This window comes from Pseudomonas sp. JR33AA, from assembly GCF_021378985.1.
GTDB lineage: Bacteria > Pseudomonadota > Gammaproteobacteria > Pseudomonadales > Pseudomonadaceae > Aquipseudomonas > Aquipseudomonas alloputida.
Map to the genome: position 1 here is coordinate 127,578 of NZ_JAJSAW010000009.1, position 21,720 is coordinate 149,297.

Annotated in this window: 26 protein-coding genes; all 26 read left to right on the plus strand. The window is 62.3% G+C overall.

All coding sequences use genetic code 11. From position 1 onward, the window contains the following. Positions 1 to 310: 310 nt before the first annotated feature. The 26 genes from LVS58_RS16400 (at position 311) to LVS58_RS16525 (ending at position 21,713) form a co-directional block, all read left to right on the plus strand. Positions 311 to 790, plus strand: a complete 480-nt coding sequence (locus tag LVS58_RS16400) for a hypothetical protein (protein ID WP_233691946.1) — start codon at positions 311 to 313, stop codon at positions 788 to 790. A 204-nt stretch (positions 791 to 994) separates the two neighbouring features. Further along, a complete protein-coding gene (locus LVS58_RS16405; RefSeq protein WP_233691947.1) occupies positions 995 to 1,342 on the plus strand; it encodes a phage holin family protein in 348 nt (115 codons plus the stop codon). 161 nt (positions 1,343 to 1,503) lie between these two features. Beyond that, positions 1,504 to 2,103 (plus strand): terminase small subunit, encoded by a 600-nt coding sequence (locus LVS58_RS16410; RefSeq protein WP_233691948.1) that lies wholly within the window; start codon positions 1,504 to 1,506, stop codon positions 2,101 to 2,103. Between the two features lie 4 nt (positions 2,104 to 2,107). Then, positions 2,108 to 4,156, plus strand: a complete 2,049-nt coding sequence (locus tag LVS58_RS16415) for a phage terminase large subunit family protein (protein ID WP_233691949.1) — start codon at positions 2,108 to 2,110, stop codon at positions 4,154 to 4,156. Position 4,157: 1 nt separating this feature from the next. Then, positions 4,158 to 4,364 carry a phage head-tail joining protein gene (locus LVS58_RS16420; RefSeq protein WP_056806607.1) on the plus strand — a complete coding sequence of 69 codons (207 nt, stop codon included), beginning with the start codon at positions 4,158 to 4,160 and terminating at the stop codon, positions 4,362 to 4,364. Continuing rightward, positions 4,361 to 5,842: a phage portal protein gene (locus tag LVS58_RS16425; protein ID WP_088512454.1), complete on the plus strand. Its 1,482-nt coding sequence runs from the start codon at positions 4,361 to 4,363 to the stop codon at positions 5,840 to 5,842. Before LVS58_RS16420 ends, LVS58_RS16425 begins: the two co-directional genes overlap by 4 nt. Then, positions 5,839 to 6,990, plus strand: coding sequence for a head maturation protease, ClpP-related (locus LVS58_RS16430; protein WP_233691950.1), 1,152 nt, complete (start codon positions 5,839 to 5,841; stop codon positions 6,988 to 6,990). The genes LVS58_RS16425 and LVS58_RS16430 overlap by 4 nt, the downstream gene beginning before the upstream one ends. Further along, on the plus strand, positions 6,987 to 7,334 hold the full coding sequence (locus tag LVS58_RS16435; protein WP_088512452.1) for a head decoration protein: 348 nt from the start codon (positions 6,987 to 6,989) through the stop codon (positions 7,332 to 7,334). The genes LVS58_RS16430 and LVS58_RS16435 overlap by 4 nt, the downstream gene beginning before the upstream one ends. Positions 7,335 to 7,394: 60 nt before the next feature. Next, entirely contained in the window at positions 7,395 to 8,390 is a 996-nt protein-coding gene (locus tag LVS58_RS16440) for a major capsid protein (RefSeq protein WP_233691951.1), read from the plus strand. A gap of 2 nt (positions 8,391 to 8,392) precedes the next feature. Then, the gene (locus LVS58_RS16445) at positions 8,393 to 8,707 is read left to right on the plus strand and encodes a head-tail joining protein (RefSeq protein ID WP_233691952.1); all 315 of its coding nucleotides are present in this window, start codon (positions 8,393 to 8,395) and stop codon (positions 8,705 to 8,707) included. Then, on the plus strand, positions 8,704 to 9,366 hold the full coding sequence (locus LVS58_RS16450; RefSeq protein ID WP_233691953.1) for a hypothetical protein: 663 nt from the start codon (positions 8,704 to 8,706) through the stop codon (positions 9,364 to 9,366). The genes LVS58_RS16445 and LVS58_RS16450 overlap by 4 nt, the downstream gene beginning before the upstream one ends. Beyond that, positions 9,359 to 9,889 (plus strand): hypothetical protein, encoded by a 531-nt coding sequence (locus tag LVS58_RS16455; RefSeq protein WP_232862873.1) that lies wholly within the window; start codon positions 9,359 to 9,361, stop codon positions 9,887 to 9,889. Before LVS58_RS16450 ends, LVS58_RS16455 begins: the two co-directional genes overlap by 8 nt. Next, the gene (locus tag LVS58_RS16460; protein WP_233691954.1) at positions 9,886 to 10,488 is read left to right on the plus strand and encodes a phage baseplate assembly protein V; all 603 of its coding nucleotides are present in this window, start codon (positions 9,886 to 9,888) and stop codon (positions 10,486 to 10,488) included. The genes LVS58_RS16455 and LVS58_RS16460 overlap by 4 nt, the downstream gene beginning before the upstream one ends. A gap of 7 nt (positions 10,489 to 10,495) precedes the next feature. Then, positions 10,496 to 10,816 carry a hypothetical protein gene (locus LVS58_RS16465; RefSeq protein ID WP_233691955.1) on the plus strand — a complete coding sequence of 107 codons (321 nt, stop codon included), beginning with the start codon at positions 10,496 to 10,498 and terminating at the stop codon, positions 10,814 to 10,816. Between the two features lie 60 nt (positions 10,817 to 10,876). Next, on the plus strand, positions 10,877 to 11,125 hold the full coding sequence (locus LVS58_RS16470; RefSeq protein ID WP_233691956.1) for a hypothetical protein: 249 nt from the start codon (positions 10,877 to 10,879) through the stop codon (positions 11,123 to 11,125). Positions 11,126 to 11,127: 2 nt separating this feature from the next. Then, positions 11,128 to 11,454: a GPW/gp25 family protein gene (locus LVS58_RS16475; RefSeq protein ID WP_088512444.1), complete on the plus strand. Its 327-nt coding sequence runs from the start codon at positions 11,128 to 11,130 to the stop codon at positions 11,452 to 11,454. Next, on the plus strand, positions 11,451 to 12,431 hold the full coding sequence (locus tag LVS58_RS16480) for a baseplate assembly protein (RefSeq protein ID WP_233691957.1): 981 nt from the start codon (positions 11,451 to 11,453) through the stop codon (positions 12,429 to 12,431). Before LVS58_RS16475 ends, LVS58_RS16480 begins: the two co-directional genes overlap by 4 nt. Continuing rightward, complete coding sequence (locus LVS58_RS16485; protein ID WP_233691958.1) at positions 12,428 to 13,150, plus strand: phage tail protein I; 723 nt, start codon at positions 12,428 to 12,430, stop codon at positions 13,148 to 13,150. Before LVS58_RS16480 ends, LVS58_RS16485 begins: the two co-directional genes overlap by 4 nt. Continuing rightward, positions 13,147 to 14,013, plus strand: coding sequence for a phage tail-collar fiber domain-containing protein (locus tag LVS58_RS16490; protein ID WP_233691959.1), 867 nt, complete (start codon positions 13,147 to 13,149; stop codon positions 14,011 to 14,013). Before LVS58_RS16485 ends, LVS58_RS16490 begins: the two co-directional genes overlap by 4 nt. 6 nt (positions 14,014 to 14,019) lie before the next feature. Then, positions 14,020 to 14,781 carry a DUF1565 domain-containing protein gene (locus LVS58_RS16495; RefSeq protein WP_233691960.1) on the plus strand — a complete coding sequence of 254 codons (762 nt, stop codon included), beginning with the start codon at positions 14,020 to 14,022 and terminating at the stop codon, positions 14,779 to 14,781. Positions 14,782 to 14,798: 17 nt separating this feature from the next. Beyond that, positions 14,799 to 15,263, plus strand: a complete 465-nt coding sequence (locus tag LVS58_RS16500; protein WP_233691961.1) for a hypothetical protein — start codon at positions 14,799 to 14,801, stop codon at positions 15,261 to 15,263. Positions 15,264 to 15,327: 64 nt separating this feature from the next. After that, positions 15,328 to 15,651: a hypothetical protein gene (locus LVS58_RS16505; protein WP_233691962.1), complete on the plus strand. Its 324-nt coding sequence runs from the start codon at positions 15,328 to 15,330 to the stop codon at positions 15,649 to 15,651. Positions 15,652 to 15,714: 63 nt separating this feature from the next. Continuing rightward, on the plus strand, positions 15,715 to 16,881 hold the full coding sequence (locus LVS58_RS16510) for a phage tail sheath subtilisin-like domain-containing protein (protein ID WP_233691963.1): 1,167 nt from the start codon (positions 15,715 to 15,717) through the stop codon (positions 16,879 to 16,881). A 12-nt stretch (positions 16,882 to 16,893) separates the two neighbouring features. Further along, positions 16,894 to 17,403, plus strand: coding sequence for a phage major tail tube protein (locus LVS58_RS16515; RefSeq protein ID WP_088512436.1), 510 nt, complete (start codon positions 16,894 to 16,896; stop codon positions 17,401 to 17,403). Between the two features lie 48 nt (positions 17,404 to 17,451). Continuing rightward, complete coding sequence (locus LVS58_RS16520; protein WP_233691964.1) at positions 17,452 to 17,748, plus strand: phage tail assembly protein; 297 nt, start codon at positions 17,452 to 17,454, stop codon at positions 17,746 to 17,748. Between the two features lie 131 nt (positions 17,749 to 17,879). Next, entirely contained in the window at positions 17,880 to 21,713 is a 3,834-nt protein-coding gene (locus tag LVS58_RS16525) for a phage tail tape measure protein (protein ID WP_233691965.1), read from the plus strand. Positions 21,714 to 21,720: the final 7 nt, after the last annotated feature.

The following is a 21,720-nucleotide window of genomic DNA, read 5'->3' on the forward strand; positions in this document are numbered from 1 at the left end:
TGGGTGTGTTGGGTTTGTGTTGGGTAGGTTTGTGCAACCCAACACACGTTGAACCCCCGTATTTCAAGGCTTCCCGTACCTCTGTGTTGGGTGTGTTGGGTTTGCGCGCGCGCGCGCGTGCGCGTGAAATATTTCTCTCGGCGCAACGGCTCAATAAAAAACCCTATGCGAGGACTAAAAAACCCAACAAACCCAACACACTCAACACACATATTACTAAGGCATTGATTTTATTGATTTTTAACTGTGTTGGGTTTGTGTTGGGTTACGGTTTTTTGTGTTGGGTTGGGGATCTTGGGAGAGCAGACTCATGAATGACGAAGCCGAGCGCCTACAAATGGTTGAGGGGCTGATGCAGCATTGGGGGGAGCAGCGGGCACTCCTCGGGCATCAGGCCGGATTGGGTAGTCAGATGGGCAGCATCATGGAGTGGAAGGGCGCAGTTCCCCGTGGCGGAGGTGCCGGGGCGAGGGTACTTATCGGTGGAGCGGGTTTGGATCATTCGGCAGCGGAGATCGATGCAGCTGTTGCGGAGTTAGACCGGCGTGACGAGCGCGGGGCAATCCTGGCGAAACTGGCCACTTACAGGTATCTGCATGGGGCAACCATCCGCGAGCAAATGCGCGAGGTCGGCCTGGCGGAGGGGGCCGACAGGACCTACCGGAACTGGATCAAGTCACTGCACCTACAGGTGTTGGCCATCCTGATGGCTCGATCTGGGCCAAACAGACGACATACCGTTCGTCGGTTCACAATGCGCCGAGTGTGCGCCGAGGATGCGTCGAAGTAGCGCCAAGACGGAGTACCGAAAATGGCCTCTTTTCGGTTTTTCCGATGGCATGTAAAAAGGCGCCACGATATGAAAAGTGCGCTTAGGCGCTTCCCCCACAAGCACTGTGCTGTGCGACCCGCTCCGATATGTCGGCGCATTGAGAACCCTGCCATCTGGCGGGGTTTTCTTTTTCCGGCGCCGTGCTTTGCCTATGAGGCTTACATGAACAGCGAGCAACAAACGTTAGCCGAACTGCCAATCTGGATGGTGATCGTGCTGTCCCTGGTCGGGGGTGTTTCGGGAGAGATGTGGCGGGCGGACATGGCGGGCGCTCGCGGTTGGGGGCTGATTCGCCGGTTGGCGTTGCGCTCTGGTGCCTGCGTGACCTGCGGTCTTTCGACCAACATGCTGCTGTACGCCCTCGGCGTTTCGGTATGGGCGGCAGCAGCGGTTGGTTGCTTGGCTGCGATGGCCGGCGCCGATGTCGCTATCAATCTCTACATGCGCTGGGCCGCGAAGCGTCTGGGGCTGGAGCAGACGCCGCGCCAGGCCGGCGAGCCGGGGCAGTGACCCGGCCGACAGCCCCAGCGGGGCGGGGGACCCTGGTGAGATGGCCGGGGTACGGGGCAGGAAACCCGCGGTTCTTCGCTAGCGGACAGTTCACCAGCTTAGTGAACTGCGGTGAACTGGTTAACCCCCTTGAGTTCACTGGGTGAACTGGACTTTCCGACATGACTTATCTCACCAAATCGGAGTTCGCTGCCCGCCACGGATGGTCGAAATCCTACGTTTCAAAACTCGGCAAGCAGGACCGCCTGGTGCTTTGCTCGGACGGCAAGGTCGACGTCGAAGCCACCGAGGCGCTGCTGGCCGAATCGGCCGATCCGAGCAAGGCCGCTGTCGCGGCCCGGCATGAAGAAAACCGAGTCGAGCGGGATGTGCGTAGTCACCTCCAACCTGGCGGCGACACACCTGCGGTGCAGCAACCGGAACTGTCGCTTTCTGGTGGCCCTAACTTCCAGCGGTCGAAGGCTCATCGCGAGTTCTACCTTGCGGGTCTGGCGGAGACCGAGTTCTACAAGGTCCGAGGCAATCTGGTTGAACGGGGCGCAGTCGAAGGCGCTGCGTTCGCAGCGGGGAGGCTGCTTCGTGAGCAGTTTTTCGGCTTGGCCCCACAGCTAGCTGGCGAGCTGGTTGGGATGAGCGACTTGTGGGAAGTCGAGAGGCACCTCATTGACACTTTCCGTCGGGTCTTTACCGAAGCCGCCAACATGAACAGCGCCGACCTCGAACAGGCCATAGGCCTGAAAAGATCCACTAACCAGAGCTGAGCTTATGCCCACCGGATACGCAGACGGTGCAGAGGTGTACCGCGAAGCGTTTTGCCGAGGGCTTACGCCTGACCCTGATCTTTGGGTCGACGAGTGGGCAGATGAGTACATGCGAATCCCGCGTGGTACTGGTGCCGCAGAGCCTGGCAAATATCGCACCGCGCGTACTCCGTATGCCCGCGAACCTATGCGCTGTCTGTCACCTGCTCACCCGTGCAAGCGGGTGGTAACCAAAATCGCCTCGCAGCTGATGAAGACGCAGATCGCCCTGAACTGGATCGGAGCGCTGATCCACATGGCTCCGGCCAACATCTTGACGCTACTGCCCACCGGGAGCTTGGCGAAGCGAGTGTCTTCGCGGATCGGCAAGACCATCGATTCAGTCCCTGAGCTGAAAGCGCGGGTGGCGGCGGTCCGGTCCAGGGATTCCCGTAATACGTTGGACACCAAGGAATTCGATGGAGGCGCACTGTTTGCCACTACGGCAGGCTCGGCGGCCAACCTGTCTGAGCTTTCGGCTCGGTATGTGTATGGCGATGAGGTTGATCGATGGGAGGTGGACGTCAACCAGGAAGGTGACCCGATCAAGCTGGCCGAAGCTAGGGGTAGTACGTTTGGGCGTAACGCTAAGTTCTACTTTTCGAGCTCTCCGCTCATCAAGGGCATGTCACGAATTGATGACCTCTACATGATGGGGGATCAGCGGCACTACTACGTGCCTTGCCCGCATTGCGGGCACATGCAGGTGTTGGTCTGGGAGCGACTGTTGTATTCAGCTGATTTCAGCACCACGCACTACCAGTGCGCGGGACCTGAGTGCGATGTGCTCATTGAGGAGCACCACAAGGCAGATATGCTGACCAAAGGTGAGTGGCGCGCTCATGCGCAAGGTGATGGCGAGACGGTGAGCTTCCACCTAAGCGCGTTGTATGCCCCTTTAGGTTGGCAATCTTGGGCGACGCTGGCTCGGGAATATGAAGAGGCCAAGCTTGCTCAGAATCGCGGCAATCTGCACCCCATGCAGGTTTTTTACAACACCCGGTTGGCTGAGGTCTGGGATAGCGCAATTGAGCAGACCAAGGCCGAAGTGCTGCAGGCCCGCGCGCTGCAAGAGGACTATGTGCTGGGCACCCTGCCTGTGGGAGCGCTGGCGCTGACGGCCTCCGTTGACGTCCAGGCCAACCGCCTGGAGATGATGGTTATGGCCTGGGGCGCCGGCATGGAGCGCTGGGTGGTCGATCACCAGGTGATCCCTGGCGACCCGGCCGACGAACGTACTTGGGCTTTGCTGGATGACCGCTTGAAGCATCGGTACCGGCACCCTTGTGGGGTGTGTCTCGCGATCCTAGCCACTGGCATTGACTCCGGCGGTCATCATACGCATGAGGTTTACCAGTTCACCCGTGTGCGTCGATGGCGCAACGTGTTCGCGCTCAAGGGTGCGAGCAAGCCGGGTAAGGCTGTGATCGCCCAGCGTCCGTCACAGGTTGACGTCACCTGGAAAGGCCAGACCGAACGCAATGGTGCCGAGCTGTGGATTGTTGGTACCGACACGGCCAAAGACTGGATCTACAACCGCTACAACTTCGAAAAAGGGCCTGGCGCGTTGCATTTCGCCAAGGACCTACCCGACGAGTTCTTCCAGCAATGTGTCGCCGAACGCAAGGTCGTCCGGTACGTGAAGGGTCATGAGCGGTTCGAATGGATCAAGAGCAAAGCAGAGCGAAACGAGGCGCTTGACCTCATGGTGTACAACCTGGCCATGGCCTATTTCCTCGGCCTTCACCGCTACGTCGAGCACGACTGGGACAAGCTGCGGCAGGCGCTCGCGCAGGCGAGCCTCTTCGAGCAAGGCGAACCGCAGCCAGCCCGGCCCCAGGCTGCCGAGCCCGACGCCGACGATCAGGACGAAGGCGATACACCGTTGAGGTCTGCAACTCCGCCGGCGCCGGTCAGGCGCAGCGATCCGCCGCCACCCCAGCAGGCCCCTCGGGCGGCGCCGCAACCCATGCAACGCCGCAGCTCCAGCAGCGGCTACCTAAAGAGACGCTGACATGGCATACACGAAAGCAGACCTCGCCACCGTCGAGCGTGCGATCGCGCGTGGTGAAAAGATCGTTCGGTACTCGGACCGCACCGTCGAGTATCGAACGGTTGACGAGTTGATCAAGGCCCGCGATCTGATCCAGTCCGAACTGGTCAAGGCAGCGGGGCCGCGCTCGCGCGTTACACGCCTCTACCACGGGGGCAAGGGACTATGAGCGGGCGTTACATGTCCATCGGCCGCTCGGGAATCTTGGTGCCCGAGCGGATCAAGGCCAGCTACGAAGGCGCCGCCGAGGGGCGGCGCTCGTCAGGGTGGGATGCGCCGGATACCGGTGTGAACAGCCTGATCATGCCGGCCTTGCGCAACCTGCGTTCTCGCTCGCGCAGTGCGGTGCGCAATGATCCATACGCTGCCAACGTCATCGATAAGCGTGTCAGCAACCTGATCGGCACTGGCATTACGCCGCATCCACAGCTCGCCGACAAAGAGGTGCGCAAGGCGATGCAGGTCCTGTGGGAGGACTGGGTAGATGAGGCTGATGCTGATCAGCTCACGGATTTCTACGGCCTGCAGGCCTTGGTGGCCCGAACGGTCGAGCAGTCGGGCGAATGCTTCGTTCGCTTGCGTCCGCGCCGGTTGGAGGATGGCTACGCCGTGCCGCTGCAGCTGCAATGCCTGGCCCCAGAATTCGTCCCGCACGACAAGTTCGAGGTGACCCGCTTCGGCAATGTCATCCGCGCAGGGATCGAGTTCAACGGCATGGGGCGGCGGGTGGCGTACTGGTGCTATCGCGTCCACCCCAGCGACAAGTCCTCGCTGAATGTCGGCTACAACCAGTTGGTACGTGTCCCCGCCGAGCAGATGCTCCACATCTTCGAGCCACTGGAGCCGGGGCAGCTGCGCGGTGTGCCGCGCCTCGCGCCCGTCCTGAAGCGCTTGCGCAGCCTGGACAACTTCGATGATGCGGTGTTGTTCCGGCAGGAAGTGGCCAACCTGTTCGCAGGTTTCGTGCGAAAGCCAGCGCCGGATGGTCGGCCACAGCTTGATCCTATAACCGGGGCGGCCGTCGACCTCGACCGGGATGGGTTCACGCCAATGGTGGGGCTGGAGCCCGGCACGGTGCAGGAGCTGGGGGCAGGCGAGGAGATCGAATTCTCCGATCCGCCGGACGCCGGCAACAACTACCGCGACTTCATGCGGCAGCAGTTGATGGCTGCTGCCGCCGGTACGGGCTTGCCCTACGAGCTGATGACCGGCGACATGCAAGGCGTGAATGACCGGGCGATTCGCGTGGTGCTGAACGAATTCCGGCGCCGGTTGGAGCAGCTCCAGTTCCAGGTCTACGTCCACCAGTTGTGCCGTCCTGTGCGTAAAGCCTGGTTAGACATGGCTGTGCTGGCCGGGGCGCTCGACCTTCCGGACTACTCGCAGCGGCGCCGCGAATACCAGCGAACCCGCTGGGTGCCACAAGGCTGGGCCTACATCCACCCCGTTCAAGACGTCCAGTCCCGGCAGATGGAAATCGCTGCCGGATTCACCACTCGCAGCGAGACCTGCTTGCGCAACGGTACGGATGCCGAAGTGGTGGACGAAGAGAACGCCGCCGATCTCGCCAGGGCGAAGGTCCTGGGTATCAAGTACAGCACTTTGTCGGCGGTCGATGACGATCCCGACGAAAAGGAGAAGACATGACCCCCTTGAAACCCCTCCGTATTTTCAACAAGGCGCCCACGCAGCAGCCCGAAAACGAACAGCACTGGTACCGAATCAGCGCTGCCACTAAAGTCGAGGGCGCTGCCGACGCTGAGCCAACCCCGATCGAGATCTACATCTATGGCGAGATCGGTGGCTGGGGCATCACCGCCAATCAGTTCCTCCGCGACCTGAAGGCAGTCGATGACGGTGTCTCACCGGTTCAGGTGGCCTTCAACACCAACGGTGGCGACCTGTTCGAAGGCGTGGCCATCCACAACGCGCTGCACCGGCTGGGCGAGCGCTGCACCGCCCGTATCGATGCGCTGGCTGCCAGTGCAGGTAGCGTAGCGGTATGCGGCGCCCACCGGGTGGTGATGGCGTCCAACGCGATCCTAATGATTCACAACCCCTACACCTGGATCGAAGGCGACGCCGAAGAGCTGCGGCGGGTAGCCGATGTGCTCGACCAAGCCTTCGAGGTGATCATTGCGGCTTACAAGGCAAAATCGCCTGACATCGACGAAGTCGAGCTGCGTCGCCTGGTCAACGCTGAAAGCTGGCTGACCGCTGAGGAGGCGCTCGCGCTCGGGCTTGTCGATGAGATCGGCTCCGGCGTGCAAGTCCGTGCTTGTCTGGGCAATGGCGCTGCCATGGCCCGCTATCAGAAAACCCCGCAGGCCTTGCTTGATCAGTTGGCCAGCAAGCCGCCGGCTGAAGACCCTGTAAAGCCGCCTGCGCCCACAAAACCTGAAGTTGCTGACGCAGCGACGCTGGCGCTCATGATCACTCAGGAGTGCGCCAAGGTTGGAATCGGCAACCTGGCTGAAACGCTTATAGCTTCGACCAAGCTGATTGACGCTAGCACGGTGCAGGCAGCGCTGAAGAAGGCCAAGGCCGTGCACGGTCTTTGTGTCGCGGCGCGGTTGCCCGAGCTCGCGAAAGAGTACGTCGCTGCCGGCCTGGACGCTGATGCGGTGCGGGCGCGGCTGTTCGAGAAGATTGTCAGCTCCGGTAAGGGCTTCGAGATCAACAACGCCTTGCCGCCGGCAGACGATGAGCAGGACAAGGTCAAGGCGCAGTTACCCAATCCATCCAGCATCTGGGCTGCCCGCCGGCAAGCCGCCAATAAAGGAGCACGACCATGAGTAACATCCGCCAGGAGCCGGTACACGCCGGTGAGTTCCTGCTTTCGGAGGGCGCAGGAAAGATTTCCCGCGAAGCCATCAACGTCGCTGCTGGTCCTGGTCTGGTCGCTGGCCAAGTGCTTGGTCTGGTAACGGCCAGCAGCGAATTCACTGCCTACGACCCCGCTGCAGAAGACGGCAGCGAAAAAGCCGTGTGCATTCTCTATGCCTCACTCGGCGAGTCCGAAACAGTTCGGCGTGGCCGCGCGGTAGTTCGGCTGGCCGAGGTCAGTGAGGCCCTGCTGACCGGCATCGACGCCGATGCGGAACAGGCATTGGCAGCGCATTTCATCATCCTGCGCTGACCCAACTCTCTCTCATCCCAACCCCGCCCTGAGCGGGGTTCTTACTTTTTGGAGTACCTCATGGCTGAAATTGCCATTTTCCAAGACGACGCGTTCGGCGTTGCAGCACTCACCGCTGCTATTAACGATCAGGAATACGTGCCAGGACGCCTCGCAGCTCTTGGCCTGTTCCAGGAAGAGGGTGTCGCCACCCTTACCGTGCAGATCGAGAAAGACGGCGACACGCTTGCCCTGGTGCCGGCGGGTGAGCGCGGTAACTCTGGTCTGGTGGTGGGTGGGAGCAAGCGCACGCTGATCCCGTTCAACACTGTTCACCTGCCGCAGCGCTTTGCGATCAAGGCAGATGAGATCCAGGGTATTCGTGCGTTCGGCACGCTGACGGAACTACAGGCCGTACAGGATGTGGTCAACAAGCGTCTGGCCAAGGCGAAACGCCAACTGGATGCCACTCACGAGTTTCATCGGATGGGGGCAATCAACGGCAAGGTGCTCGATGCAGACGGCTCGTCAGTGCTGTTGGACATCTACAAGGTCTTCGGGGTGTCGCAGCAGAAGCAGTCGATGGGGCTGAATGACCCGAATGCCAACATTCAGGTGCAGTGCGTGGATGCCCTGGACATGCAAGAAGATGCGCTCGGCAACGTGACCACTACCGGTGCCCGCGCTTTCTGCGGCAAGACGTTCTGGAAGAAACTTATCGCCCACTCTTCGGTTGTCGATACCTACAAGGGTAGCCAGCAGGCCGCATCGCTTCGTGGCGACGGGCGTGAAACGTTCGAGTTCGGTGGTATCAGCTGGGAGCGTTACCGGGGCAAGGTAGCGGGTGTTCCGTTCGTCCCTGACGATGAAGCGCGCCTGGTGCCGGAGGGTGTTTCCGAACTGTTCCTGTCTGTCTACGCGCCGGCAGACTACATGGAAACCGTCAACACCGAAGGCTTGCCGTATTACAGCAAGCTGGAGGAGATGCCCTTCGGTAAGGGTGTTGCAGGTGAGGCTCAGTCCAACCCGTTGCACATCTGCACGCGTCCCCGTGCAGTTATCCGCCTGACCGCCTGATCATGGGCTTCCGCGACCTGATCGACGACGTGGACGCGGTGGTGTTCGATGTTCTGGGCGATACCGCTTTAATCGAGGGGCGTGAAGTGCTGGGTATGTTCTCGGCGCCGTGGCTTCAGCCCAAGCTCGGCCAGATCAATACCGGCCTGCGCGAGCCGCACCTGGTCATCCGTGTTGGCGACAACGCAGGTGTCGATACGCGGCAGAGCGTGATGGTCGATCTGCCGACTGAGGACGGTGGTGGCAATTACATCATCACGCGCATAGAGCCAGGCGGCGACGGCCTGGTGACGCTCGTTCTGAGGAAAACGCCATGACTGTAGGCAGCTATCACAAGTTGTCAGCCAGTGCAGGGCTGCTGATCCTGCAGATGCGCCCGGAAGACGTCAAGGGATTCGAGGAGTTCGCCAAGCTAGTGCCCAAGGCGATAGTTGCAGCTCAGCGACGGGCAATCAACAAGACGCTTCGCTGGCTTCGCGGGCAGGTTGCGCGCGAGGTGGGGCGGCAAGAGCGAATCTCCATCGCGGCAGTGAGGCAGCGGATTAAGGCTTTCCCGATGGGTAGCAACGGGCAAGCAAAGCTGTGGTTCGGTATCCGACCCATCGAAGCCAGTCGCGCTGGTCGTCCTCGGCAAACCCGAACAGGTGTCTCGGTGGCTGGGCGCCGGTACCAGGGGGCGTTCTATCGGCAGGTATACGGGGGCAAACCGGATATCTGGATTCGCACAGCCAGCAAGCACTTCGATGCTGACGACTACCCGGATAGCGAAGTCTCCGGTGGCGGTGGACGGCGGTCCGGCTGGATTTCCGAGAACGACAGTCGCTTCCCGCTGGCGAAGGCGAAGATCTCGCTCGATGACGTTCGACCTCACTTCGAAGCCTGGACTAGCCGCGCTCACGAACGATTGAAGGTGGTCCTTACACAAGAGCTGAACTTTGAACTGCAGAAGTATTTGCGGAGAACAGGCAATGGTTGATGACCCGATACCTCTCGCTGGGATCTACGCGGCGATTGAACAACACATCAGTGCAGCCATCCCCGGGCTCGCCTATGTCGGCACCATGCCGGATGGGATCGAGGTCGTGCCGATGCCAGCAGTAGTGCTGGAGTTGGCTGGCCTTGAGAGTGCGGACAAGGATCCTGGCACAGGTGAAACTGCCGTCGATGCTCGCTTCGAGGCGCGTGTGATTGTTGGCGTAGAGGTGCCCAATTGCCTGCATGTGGCCGCTTTCGCTGCGGCACAGCTGGCGGTCCTGCTACGGATGCAGTCCTGGGGCTTAGCCGTTGAGTTTGCCCAGTTCGTAAGGGCAGAGCGGGACTGGAGCCGGCCCGAGCTGGATAGTTACGCGGTCTGGGTGGTTGAGTGGACCCAGGTCATCTATCTCGGAGAGGAAGAGTGGCCGTGGCCACGAGAGCCCGGCCCGCTGGTGGTTGCCTTCGATCCTGACAGTGGTCCAGGCAACGAGCATCACTACCAATCGCCGGAGGCCCTGGGGTGAGTTACGTGAGCGCCGAGCACGACCGGATGCTGGCCGGTGTCGTGATCAAGGGTTATGTCGTGGCGGTCGACCTGGATGCTGGCAAGCTGCGCATGTCGGACGGTACCGGCTGGAGCAGCGCCTGGGTGCGTTGGCATTCGCTGGCTGCCGGTAAGGCGCGACACTGGCGTGCACCAAGTCTGGGGGAGCAGGGCGCGCTGATCAGCCCTAGCGGTGACCCAGCTCAGGGCACTTTCATTCCCGGCCTGTACGGCAACGCCGGCGAGCGCCCGGACAACCGCGACCACGTCGAGGTGTGGCGCTTCGATGATGGCGGGTCCCTGATCTACGACTGGGCGGCCAATAGCTACACCATCAAGCTGCCCACCGGCACGGTCAACATCGAGGTCGGCAGCAGCAAGGCGGTACTGACCGACGACGCGATCACCGCCAAGTCGACCGCAATCAGTGCCGAGGCCGAGAGCATCACGGCCAAGGCAACCATGATCACCCTGCAGGGCGCCGTGCAGATCGATGGGCCGTTACAAGTATCGGGCGACATCTTCGGCCTCGGGAAGATCATCGATACCACCGGCAACACGCCGAACCACAAGCATTGAGGTTGATATGGCTGAACAGGACCCGCAGGCCCCGATTAATGGGACCGACCGCCACATGGTCGAAAAAATGGTTGGCTACGGCATCACCGGCTTTGCGGATCACTTCCGCATGCTGAGCTACTGGCGTCGGCTGCTGGCGGGTGAGAACGACCCGGAAGAAATCGCTCAAGGCCTGGCCATGGCGCTTATGTCTGGGCGCTACATCCCTACGCCGCGCCCGACCCGAGCCCCGTCCATCACCATCAACGTGTCGGGCAACCTCGACCCGGAGGCTCTGGCAAGTGCAATCAAATCGGCGGTTGGGCAGGCTTTTGCTGGCCATCGCTGATCCTGAAACTCAATCCATAAAGGCCCGCTTTTGCGGGTTTCGTCTTTTCTGGAGAGCCTTATGGCAGTCAAGAGAACAGCTGCGGATGACGCAGCTACGGACGCGGCCGCCTCCGCCGCTGAACCTGTCGCGCCGGCCTGCGTGTCCTTCACTGACAGCGCCTACACCTCGCGCTCGTTGTTCCTGCAGGCAGGTGACAACCTGCGCGAGTTCAAGGTGCTGGCCGGCCGCGTGACCGTCCAGGCCGACGACGACGAGGCGCTGGCGTACCTGGGTGGGCACGCTGACCTGCAGCGTCTGGACGGCTAACCATGATTGGCGTGGACCGTCGAACCGGCCAGCCACTCTCGGGCCTCGATCACCTGAAGCAGTCGATTGAGGACATTCTGACCACCCCCTTGGGTAGCCGGCGCATGCGGCCGGACTACGGCAGCAATCTGCGCCGCTTTGTCGACCTGCCGGTTAACGACGGATGGAAAAGCGCCGTGCAGGCCGAGGTGGCCCGCGCCCTGGGCCGCTGGGAGCCGCGTGTGCAGCTGGAGCGCGTCAAGGTGGTTTCCGTGCTCGATGGCCAGATCGGTCTGGAACTGACAGGCCAGTACCTGGGCAATTCGGCTGTCGTGGAGGTGAATGCATGATTGACCTGTCTTTGTTGCCCCCGCCCGATGTGGTGGAAACCCTGGACTTTGAAACGCTGTATCAGGAGGTACTAGGCATCTTCCGTGACCACATGGGCGATCAGTGGACGGCGTTGTTGGAGTCCGAGCCGGTCGTCAAGCTTATGGAGGTCATGGCTTACCGTGAGCTGCTGATGCGCGCACGGGTCAATGCAGCGGCCAAGGCCAGCTTGCTGGCCTATGCCAAGCGCGCCGACCTGGACAACCGCGCGGCCGATTACGGTGTGCAGCGGCTGACCATCCGCGCGGCCGATCCTGACGCGGTACCGCCAGTGGCGGCCGTGATGGAAGACGACGAGGCGCTGCGCTACCGCACGCGGCTGTCGCTGGAAGCACTGTCCGTTGCCGGCAGCCGTGGCGCGTATGAGTACCACGGCCTGACCGCCTCGGCCGAGCTGGCCAACGTCTCGGTCGACTCGCCGCGGTTTTCCGGGGTTGTGCTCGATGCCGCAGTTAGAGCGCTGTTACCGGATGGGGCCATTGTCGTGGTCTGTGACTACGACGCCGGTCTGGCCAACCCGCTGCCCGGCGACGTGTCGCTGGCCATACTGCCCAGGCTGGACAGCACCGCGCTGCCGGCGCAGCTGGTTACCACCGTGCAGGCGGCGCTTTCGGCCGAAACCGTGCGTCCGATCACCGACCGACCGCGCGTGCAAGCGGGTAAGCCGACCGACTTCAAGGTGCAGGCCGTCCTGCACGTTGAGGCTGGACCAGATCCGGCGGTCGTCCAGGCGACAGCCCGGAAAGGCCTAGACGCGGCCATTGCCGAGGCGCGGCGTCTGGAGGGGCAGCTGCCGCTGTCAGCGATCTACGCGGCGTTACACGTAACGGGCATTAGCCAGGTTGACCTGGTGCACCCGGCTGCAGGCATCGCGTGTGACAAGCGGCATTACCCCAACTGCACGTCAATCGCGCTGACCACGCAGGTGGCGACGTGAGCCTGTTGCCGCATAACGCCACCTTGCTGGAGCGCTCCCTGGAGGCGGCCAGCGAGCAGGGCATTGACCCGGAAATCATCCGGGGCATTGCCGACTCGACGCGCTGCCCGCCCGACTTCCTGCCGTGGCTCGGTTGGGCCTGGAAGGTCGAGGGCTGGGAGGCGGCCAACACCACCGCCCAGCGCCGCGAGCTGGTCCGTGAGGCGATCCCGGTCCACAAGACCAAGGGCACTGTCGGCGCAATCCGGCGGGTGCTCAAGGCGGTGCGGGTCAATGCGGATTTCAAGGAATGGCACCAGATCCCCAACGCGGCCCCGTACACGTTCCAGGTCACGGCCTGGGCGAACGAGAACCGCGAGGGGGAGGGCTCGATTATTTCGCCGCAGCTGGGGGCGCGTTTGCGCGCCCTGGTCGACGCGGCAAAGAACGAGCGCAGCCACTACGAGTTTCGCCTGGGCGCGCGCTTCGACGGCGGTCTGTTGTTCGCCAACGTTGCCCGAGGGCGCGGCCTGCAACGCCTGAGCATGAATGCCCAAGCGGTGCAGATCGACGTGGCGGTGCAGGGCCTGCAGTTCGCCAATGCCACCCGGTCGCTCGGCGTGTCTCGGCGTTCTGTCGAGGCCCTTAGCGTGCCGATCAATGCTGAATCGGGCTTTGTGGTCGCCAGTGCGACCCGTGCCCTAGTCGTCGTGCGCAGCACGATGGAGGCTGTTCTATGAGTACCCCGTTACAACCCGTGATCACCAAGGCGGGGCTGGCCGCGATCCTGCGTGCTGATAACACCGGCATTGCGGCGCAGATCACCCATATTGCCCTGGGCACCTCGGGCTACACGCCGTCGGCCGACCAGAAAAGCCTGGTTGCGCAAACGGCCAAGTACCCGATTGCCGGGGGCGAGCGCCTGAGCAGTACCTTGCTACACCTGACCGCCCTGGCTGATGGCGACCGCGCTTTCTGGGTGCGGGAAATCGGCTTTCTGCTGAGCGACGGCACCCTGTTGGCGGTGTGGTCCGATTCATCCACCCCGCTGACCTACAAGTCGGCGGACACCGACTTGCTGCTGGCCTATGACCTGTCGCTGGCTGCGCTGCCGGCCGACAGCGTGACGATCATCAGCAATGAGGCCGGGCTGAGTCTGAGCTTGGCCGGGCCTCTGGCTGCGCAGGCGCAGGCATTGATTGCCGAGCAGATGCGCGGCCTGCAGCGGCAAGACCAGTTAGACCAGCAAGGCGAATGGCAGCGCGTGGCGGGTGAGCAGCTTTCCCGCTTGCTGTCGCGCATGTCGGATGTGGAGCGGCGCCAGGATGCCGACCGCGAAGGCCTGGCCAGCGGGGTTATTGGCAACGCCGCCGCAGTGGTGGCCGACCAACTGCGCGGCCTGCAGCGGCAGGATCAGCTGGATGTGCTGGCCGAGGCCTTGCGACGTGCCGGCGTAGTGCTCGACAACCATACGCAGCGCTTGCAGGCCGCAGAGCTGCGCCAAGACACCGACCGGGAAAACCTGTTGAGCGTGTCAATTAGCAACGCAGCGGCCGTCATCGCGCTGCAAACCTTAGTAAGCCAAAACACCTTTGGAGCATAAGACCCCATGAGTCTCGAATCTGATGTAGCCAACCTGGTCACGCAAACCAACAAGCTGATCGACTATTTCGGCACCAAGAAAAGCGAAATCGACAAGGCTGTAGCAGCTGCCATCGCCGCCGCGCCGGAAACCTCGCGCTCCTGGTATGTCGATCCGGTCAATGGCCTGGACACCAACCCCGGTACCCAGCTGTTGCCTTTCAAGACCATCAACAAGGCTATCGCGGTCACCCCGCCCAGCGGCGTTTGTACTGCATACGTCATGGACGACTACGACATGCCAGCCGGTATCGGCTCGCTGAACTCGGTTCTAATCCTGTCGGGCGTGGCGAAAAACGGTGTACGCCCGAAGCTCAAGCCCAAATATGTCACCAGCACCGACGCCAACAACGTCACCACCACCAACATGACCGGCCTCAACATGTATCTGGCATCGAACCTGATTTCGATCCGAGACATGGATATCTACCTGCCGTCTCCGGCAGGTTTTAACCCGGCGCCGAACAACTCCCGTGCCGGTTCGTTCTTCCGTGGTTTCTCTAGCGTGAACGTTCCTACCGTGTTCAACGTGTCGCTGGAAAACGTCGCGGTCACCATGGCGCCGGACTGGTTCGGCAACTTCATCGGCGTTACTGCGAGCAGCGTGATTCTGGCCACCACTAACGTGCAGTTCCCGAGTGGCTTCGCTGGCCGCTACGTCAGCAACGTGGCCGCCGGTGCCCTGGTGAAAGACCTCGGCCACGTCATGTCCAACCTCGCTTCCCTGTAATTCGGAGACCAAGCCCCATGCAAACCCGTAACTTGAGCATCGACTTTGGCGGCGTGTTCTACGCCGGTTACAACTACGAAAACCTGCCGCTCGGGGCGGCCCTGCTGGTCGCAGTGAGCCAGATCGATCAGGCGGCCGATGTATCCCGTGCCACGGTTATCAATGATCCGTTGCGCGCCCTGGAGCATCAGCGTGCTGCCGATGAGGCTCGTGCATTCCAGCAGGCCGGTTATGTCGGCGAAACCCCGGCCTACGTCAAGGCTTGGGCCGATGCGGCAGGCCTGGAGCCGCAAGCCGCTGCAGAGAGCATTCTGGCCGAGGCCGAGGCCTGGAATCAGGCGCTGTTGAGCCTGCGCACCTTGCGCCTTAAAGGTAAGCAGGATGTGCTCAGGGCTGCCTCGCACGCGGAGGCCGAGAGCATCACCGATGCGGCCATTGCCGCCATCAAGGAAAGCGGGCAGGGCGTCGGCAACGCCGTCTGACCCTTTCGCCACCCCGTAACCCCAAGGGCCGCTAAGCGGCTTTTTTTGTGCCTGGAGGGCACGCATGAACCGAACCCACTTTGAGCACGTCCTTGCGGCGCTGCTGATCATGGTCGCCCTGTGGGGCGTCCTGGCTTGGCTGGGCGTCCCCGCTGGCCACTGGGCCGGCGCCGCTGCCGGCATCTTTTTCTTCGCCGGCCGCGAGTACACCCATGGCGAGCGCAACCTGGCGCACGTCGAGTCGGTGCACTTGGCCAATCTGCGCTGGTATGACGGCCTGCGCATCTGGCGATGGACCGTAGACGGTCGCCTCGACTTCTTCTGCCCACTTGTGGCCTGCCTGACCGTAGCGTTGCTGGTCCAGGTGCTGCAGATCCTGCAGCACTGACAGTTTCCTTTCTTCCAACCTCGGGCCGCGCACGACGCGGCCCTGTGCTTTCTGGAGTTTCAAATGGCTGGATTCTTTCACGGCGTTACCGTAACGAACGTCGACAGCGGTGCGCGCAACGTCTCGCTTCCGTCGTCCTCGATCATTGGTTTGGTCGACACTTTCACCGAGGGCGCCGGCGCCACGGCCAAGGCCGGCGACCTGGTGCTGATCACCAACGAGCGTGAGGCGGTCGCCGCGTTCGGCGCAGCCTCAGCTATCACCAAGGCCTGCCAGGCCATCTATGCCCGCTCCAAGGCGGTGATCGTCGCTACCGGCGTGGCCAAGGTGGTCGACGGTGCCGCGCAAACCTCCGGGATCATTGGCGGCGTGCAGGCCAGCGGAAAGCGTACCGGACTGCAGGCGCTGCTCGATGGCAAAAGCCGTTTCAATGCGCAGCCGCGCTTGATCGTCGCGCCCAAGCACAGTGCGACCCAGGCGGTGGCCACCGCCATGCAGTCGATTGCGGAAAAACTGCGCGCGGTCGCCATCATCGACGGCCCCGGCACCACTGACGAGGCGGCCACCACCTACGCCAAGTCGTTCGGCTCCAAGCGCCTGTACATGGTCGACCCCGGCGTGCAGCTGTGGGACACCACCACCAGCGCGACCATCGACGCACCGGCCTCGGCCTGGGCTGCAGGCGTGTTTGCCTACACCGACAGCGAATACGGCTTCTGGTCGTCGCCGTCCAACAAAGAGTTTGTCGGCATCACCGGCACTACCCGCGCGATCGAGTACCTGGACGGCGACGAGACGTGCCGGGCCAACCTGCTGAACAACGCCAACATCGCGACCATCATCCGTGACGACGGCTTCCGCCTGTGGGGCAACCGCACGCTGTCAAGCGATTCGAAATGGGCGTTCGTCACCCGTGTGCGGACCATGGACATGGTCATGGACGCGATTCTGTATGGCCACAAGTGGGCGGTTGACCGGGGCATTACCTCGACCTACATCCGCGATGTGACCGAGGGCCTGCAGGCTTTCATGCGCGACCTGAAAGCCCAGGGCGCAATCATCAACTTCGAGGTCTACGCCGACCCGGTGCTCAACACGGCCAGCCAGCTCGAGCAGGGCAAGGTGTACTGGAACATCCGCTTCACCGACGTTCCGCCGGCTGAAAACCCGAATTTCCGTATCGAAGTCACCAATCAGTGGCTGACCGAAGTCCTCGACCAAGTCGCGTAAGGAGCGCATCACATGGCAATGATTCCCGAAATTCTGGCCAACATGAACCTGTTTGTGGACGGTGTCAGCTTCCAGGGCGATGTGCCCAGCCTGACCTTGCCCAAGCTTACGCTGAAGATGGAAGAGCACCGCCCTGGTGGCATGGACATGCCTATCGAGATGGACGTGGGCATGGAGAAGATGGAGTCCAACTTCACTACCACCGGCGTGCGTAAAGAGTCGCTGAAGTTCTACGGGCTGGCTGATGGCAACGCGTTCAATGGCACTTTCCGTGGCTCGTTCAAGGGCCAGAAGGGGGAAACCAAGGCGGTCATCGTCACCCAGCGCGGCACCCTGAAAGAGCTGGATATGGGTGACTGGAAACCGGGCGACAAGGCCGAGCTCAAGCATGCTGTGGCTCTGACCTATTACAAGCTGGAGGTCGCGGGCGAAGTCATCTACGAGATCGACCCGGCCGGTATGAAGCGGGTCATCAATGGCGTCGACCAGTTGGCCAGCCAGCGCCGCGACCTCGGTCTGTAATCCCTCCTGCCTTTTCCGCATCCCTTTTCGAATCAAGGACCCAAATCCATGGCCAAGCCACTGCCGAAGTTCATCAAACTGGAAGCCGACCGCGTCACCGTAACGCTGACCAGCCCGGCCCAGCTCAACGGCGTTCAGCAAGACACCATCACTCTGCGGGCGCCAACTGTGCGCGATATCCGTAATTCGACCCAGACCTCGGACGGCGACGACGAGCAGCGCGAGCTGAACCTGTTTGCCTCTCTGGCCGACGTTCACGCCAAGGATCTGGAAGGCCTGACCTACAAGGACTACAACCGCCTGGCGACCGGTTACAACTTTTTGGTGCGAGACGACGAGCTTTAATCCCGCCACACAGAAGCAAGCAGCCAAGCGACTTGCGGCTGAGTTGAATTTCTCCGCCGCAGAGATCCTGACCATGTCTTACGCGGACATGGTCTGGTGGCTCACGGATTGAGCTTGCACAGGGGGCACCGATGGCAAGCAGGCTAGCGTTATCGCTGGTGATCGGGGGTGCTGTTGCCTCATCGGTAGGCGCAGCGTTCAAGACGGTCGAGAACGGCATCCAGAAGCTGGAAGCCAAAGGCAACAGGGCCAAGGTGCTGAAGAGCACCATTGGCGAAACCATCAAGCTGCGCGAAGAGTGGAAGCGTGCGCACGACAGCGGTACTGCGAGTGCTGACAAACTGCAGCGCAAGCTGGACAGCAATCTGGATGCCTTGCGCAAGCAGGGCATTGAGGTTGGTCGCCTCAGTCGTGAGTATCAGCGCCTGGGGCGTGAGGCGAAGAGCGCCGATCTGCAGCTCAAGGGGCACCAGCAGCTGCAGGCGGGCAAGGCCTCGCTGAAGTCGAACATCGGCCAGGCCGTAGTTGCCACGGGCATGGCCGCAGTGCCGACGATGATCAGCGCGAATTATCAAGCGGTCATCCGTGATATTGCGATCAAGGCCGACATCGTCAACAAGCCGGAGGAGCGGCAGCTCACCCGGACGGTGATCGATACCGCCCAAGACACAGGTATGTCACGCAACGATGTGGCTGACTTGGTCAACCAGCTGGTCGGCGCTGGCATGGAGCTGGACAAGGCGTTGTCGTATGCCCCGGTCGCGGCCAAGTTCGCGATTGGCCAAGGATCTTCGGGTGTCGACACTGCATCGATGATCCAGGCGCTGCAGCAAAATGCCAAGATCAGCGATCCGAAGGTGATGCAGCAGGCGCTGGAGGCGATCGCCTACCAAGGCCAGGCGGGTAGCTTCGAGGCCAGCGACATGGCCAAGTGGTTCCCGCAGTTGCTCGCCGGGATGGAGAAAAACGGGATCACCGGGTTGGATGCGGTGACCTCGCTCGGCTCGATGCTGCAGGTGCAGATGAAGACCGCCGGCAGTTCGGACGAAGCGGCGAACAACTTCAAGAACTGGATGGAGAAGATCGGTTCTGGCGAGGTGGTCAAGGCCTATAAGGACGCTGGCATTGACTATCAATCCTCGCTGAATACCGGCCTGCAGAAGGGCATGAACGTCATTGAGGCGTCCATGGCCCTGGCCATGAAGTACGTCGAGGCGACCGATCCGGCGAAGGCCAAACAGATCGAGGCGGCCAAGGCCAAGATCGACAAGGAAGTCGACCCTGAGAAAGCTAAAGCGGCGCTGGATGCCCTGGAAAAGACCCTGCGCACGGGCGATATCTTCGCCGACATGCAGGTCAAGGCGGCGCTGACTGCTTACGGGCAGAACAGAGGGTTGTATGAGGAACTCAAAGCCGACTCGCAAAAGGCTTCGGGCATCCTCGACAAGAACCTCGCCGAGCGCCGTGAAACATCGGCCCAGCAATGGGCTGAGACAGTCCAGGCGGCAGATGACGCAATGCGCAGCATTGGCGACGCGATCCGCCCGGCTACTGACATGGCGTCGAAGGGCTTGACCGCCGTCGCTCGCGGCATCACCGCGCTGTCTGACAGCTTCCCTGCTGTTGTGGCAGGAATTACCGGTACCGTGGCGGCCATCCTCGCACTCAAGACTGCATCCAGTGCGTTCAAGATCGGACGTGGTGTGTTGAACATCGCGCGCGGTCGAGGCCTGGAGAGGATGGCCGGCCGGCCGGGCCGTAGCGATCGTAAGCCTATTGAACTACCTAAGACGGGCAGCAAAGTAGTCGATACCGGCCTTGGCCTGCTGGGTAAGGTGTTTGGCGCAACGCCGAAGGATGCGGCGCTGGCAAACGATCCGCTGGCAGGCAGGGATGACACGCAGCGGGTGTTCGTGGTCAATGCCGATGCATTCAGCGGGATCGGCAGTAGCGTCACAAACAGCGCCCCTGCTGCACCTGCCCGGGGTAGTCGTAGAAGCCGGCGCCGGGCTCGCAGACGAGAGGCAAGGCAAGCGTCCCCAGCACGGCCCGGGGTGAAGGTTGAGGCGCCCAAGTCGCCACTGATGAAGCCCGCTATTCCAGTTGCTGCGCCGAAGATGGTAGCCGGCGTTGAAGAGTTGGGCAGGGTTGCCCGCTCGGTGCGGGGCGTTACGCGTCTTGCCAAGCGACTGCCTGGCGGGAATGTGATTGACGCCGGTGTTGCTGCGATTGATGTCGCGATGAACGCCAGCTCTCAAGACGAGAAGGCAGAGGGGTACGGTGGTGCAGCTGGCAGCCTTGCGGGAACGCTTGCCGGCGCAGCTGCTGGGGCGGCCATCGGTTCGGTGGTACCGGTCATAGGTACTGCAGTAGGCGGCGCAATCGGCGCTGTACTGGGTGGTATGGGTGGCGAGTCGCTCGGCGGGGGGCTGGGTAAGCGCTGGTTTGGCGATGAACAACCCGAGTTTGAGGCCACGGCGAAGCCGGAAAGTCCGCCGGCGCATGAGGAGGCGGTACAGGTAACCTTGGCACCGGCGCAGAAGGACAAGCCAGCTACCAAGGTTGATACCTCGGCCCCGTTGCCTGCAGCGCCGAAGGCTGCTCTTGTAGCGCAGGTAGTGATCGACAACCGTGAGCCTGTTACCCAGCCAGTGCCGGCGGCGCCGGTGCCGGCCCAGCCTGAGGTGTCGTATGACCGACTAGATCCGGCGTCCAAAGACCCGTACGTGGTGCTCGCGCCGACGGCCAACAAGGTGCGCTTCCCGGGGGCGGCTCTGGTGCGGCCGCCGGCGCAGCCAGAGTCTCAACCTGAGGCCGCGCCGATTGTGCAGGAGCCGCCGAAGTTGGGCGACACCTTGCGAGCCGCGGCCATCCTGGCCCCGACTGAGTCTGAGGTGTCGTATGACCCGCCGGACCCATCGACCAAAAAACCGTACGTGGTGCCCGTGCTGACGGCCAGCAAGGTGCGTTTCCCGGCTGCGCCACTGGTGCGGCCGTCGGTGCCGACCGAGCCTCAACCCGAGGCGGTGCCGATCCTGCAGGAGCCACCGGCGAAGCTAGGCGACACGCTCCGCGCGGTGACCGGTTCGGCGCCGGCGCAACCTGAACCAGTGGTCGAGCCTGCTCCAGCGCCGGTGCTGCAGGAGCTTCCGAGGTTGGGCAATACGGTGCGAGCCGTGCCCACCCCGACCCCGGCTGAGCCTGAAGTGTCGTATGACCCGGTTGACCCTGAGTCCAAGGACCCGTACCTGGTGCCGGCATTGACGGTCAACAAGGTGCGCTTCCCTAGGGCGCCGCTGGTGCGCCCGCCGGCGCAACCTGTCCCTGAACCAGTGCTGCAGGAAGCGCCCAAGTTGGACAGCTCAGTGCGAGCCGTGGCTACACCAGCGCCGACCGAGCCTGAGGTGTCGTATGACCCGCGTGACCCCGAGTCCAAGGACCCTTACCTGCTGCCGGCGTTGACGGCCAACAAGGTGCGCTTCCCGGGTGCAGGTCTGGTGCCACCGCAACCGGCACCGGCAACGCCGCTGGTGAAGCTGGGCGAAACGGTGCGGGAGGTGCCCGCTAAATCGGCACCGGTGCCTGTGATGATCGACAGCGGCGAGCGTAAGCCCGCCGCTGATGGTGCGTCACGGCCAGCTGTCCCCCAGTTGGCAACCTTGCCGGCCGGTTTCGGTGATGTGGTGCGTGACATGGTGGCCAGGTCGGCACCAGTGCCACCTCGGATGCCCGAAGTGGTTCAACCAGCCAAAGCGGCTGCGCCTGGGGCGGTATCGGTGCCGAAGGTGGATCAGGCGTTTTCGTTCTCGCCCAACATTAAAATCGATGTGCAGGGCGATGTGAAAGACCCGTCGCAGGTTGTCCGTGAAATCGAGTCGCCACTGCGTCAGCTGTTTGAGGCATGGCAGCGCGAAGCATCAGCGCGCATGACTTCGGCTCAACTGTTCGACCAACCGCATGTTTAAGGAGGGC

What these genes read in the sequence shown, in the direction of transcription:
- LVS58_RS16510 (WP_233691963.1), top strand. Translation starts at nt 15,715, where the DNA reads ATGGCTGGATTCTTTCACGGCGTTACCGTAACGAACGTCGACAGCGGT.
- LVS58_RS16475 (WP_088512444.1), top strand. Translation starts at nt 11,128, where the DNA reads ATGATTGGCGTGGACCGTCGAACCGGCCAGCCACTCTCGGGCCTCGAT.
- LVS58_RS16410 (WP_233691948.1), top strand. Translation starts at nt 1,504, where the DNA reads ATGACTTATCTCACCAAATCGGAGTTCGCTGCCCGCCACGGATGGTCG.
- LVS58_RS16400 (WP_233691946.1), top strand. Translation starts at nt 311, where the DNA reads ATGAATGACGAAGCCGAGCGCCTACAAATGGTTGAGGGGCTGATGCAG.
- LVS58_RS16515 (WP_088512436.1), top strand. Translation starts at nt 16,894, where the DNA reads ATGGCAATGATTCCCGAAATTCTGGCCAACATGAACCTGTTTGTGGAC.
- LVS58_RS16420 (WP_056806607.1), top strand. Translation starts at nt 4,158, where the DNA reads ATGGCATACACGAAAGCAGACCTCGCCACCGTCGAGCGTGCGATCGCG.
- LVS58_RS16470 (WP_233691956.1), top strand. Translation starts at nt 10,877, where the DNA reads ATGGCAGTCAAGAGAACAGCTGCGGATGACGCAGCTACGGACGCGGCC.
- LVS58_RS16520 (WP_233691964.1), top strand. Translation starts at nt 17,452, where the DNA reads ATGGCCAAGCCACTGCCGAAGTTCATCAAACTGGAAGCCGACCGCGTC.
- LVS58_RS16480 (WP_233691957.1), top strand. Translation starts at nt 11,451, where the DNA reads ATGATTGACCTGTCTTTGTTGCCCCCGCCCGATGTGGTGGAAACCCTG.
- LVS58_RS16405 (WP_233691947.1), top strand. Translation starts at nt 995, where the DNA reads ATGAACAGCGAGCAACAAACGTTAGCCGAACTGCCAATCTGGATGGTG.
- LVS58_RS16525 (WP_233691965.1), top strand. Translation starts at nt 17,880, where the DNA reads ATGGCAAGCAGGCTAGCGTTATCGCTGGTGATCGGGGGTGCTGTTGCC.
- LVS58_RS16500 (WP_233691961.1), top strand. Translation starts at nt 14,799, where the DNA reads ATGCAAACCCGTAACTTGAGCATCGACTTTGGCGGCGTGTTCTACGCC.
- LVS58_RS16465 (WP_233691955.1), top strand. Translation starts at nt 10,496, where the DNA reads ATGGCTGAACAGGACCCGCAGGCCCCGATTAATGGGACCGACCGCCAC.
- LVS58_RS16495 (WP_233691960.1), top strand. Translation starts at nt 14,020, where the DNA reads ATGAGTCTCGAATCTGATGTAGCCAACCTGGTCACGCAAACCAACAAG.
- LVS58_RS16435 (WP_088512452.1), top strand. Translation starts at nt 6,987, where the DNA reads ATGAGTAACATCCGCCAGGAGCCGGTACACGCCGGTGAGTTCCTGCTT.
- LVS58_RS16505 (WP_233691962.1), top strand. Translation starts at nt 15,328, where the DNA reads ATGAACCGAACCCACTTTGAGCACGTCCTTGCGGCGCTGCTGATCATG.
- LVS58_RS16445 (WP_233691952.1), top strand. Translation starts at nt 8,393, where the DNA reads ATGGGCTTCCGCGACCTGATCGACGACGTGGACGCGGTGGTGTTCGAT.
- LVS58_RS16450 (WP_233691953.1), top strand. Translation starts at nt 8,704, where the DNA reads ATGACTGTAGGCAGCTATCACAAGTTGTCAGCCAGTGCAGGGCTGCTG.
- LVS58_RS16430 (WP_233691950.1), top strand. Translation starts at nt 5,839, where the DNA reads ATGACCCCCTTGAAACCCCTCCGTATTTTCAACAAGGCGCCCACGCAG.
- LVS58_RS16415 (WP_233691949.1), top strand. Translation starts at nt 2,108, where the DNA reads ATGCCCACCGGATACGCAGACGGTGCAGAGGTGTACCGCGAAGCGTTT.
- LVS58_RS16455 (WP_232862873.1), top strand. Translation starts at nt 9,359, where the DNA reads ATGGTTGATGACCCGATACCTCTCGCTGGGATCTACGCGGCGATTGAA.
- LVS58_RS16440 (WP_233691951.1), top strand. Translation starts at nt 7,395, where the DNA reads ATGGCTGAAATTGCCATTTTCCAAGACGACGCGTTCGGCGTTGCAGCA.
- LVS58_RS16490 (WP_233691959.1), top strand. Translation starts at nt 13,147, where the DNA reads ATGAGTACCCCGTTACAACCCGTGATCACCAAGGCGGGGCTGGCCGCG.
- LVS58_RS16425 (WP_088512454.1), top strand. Translation starts at nt 4,361, where the DNA reads ATGAGCGGGCGTTACATGTCCATCGGCCGCTCGGGAATCTTGGTGCCC.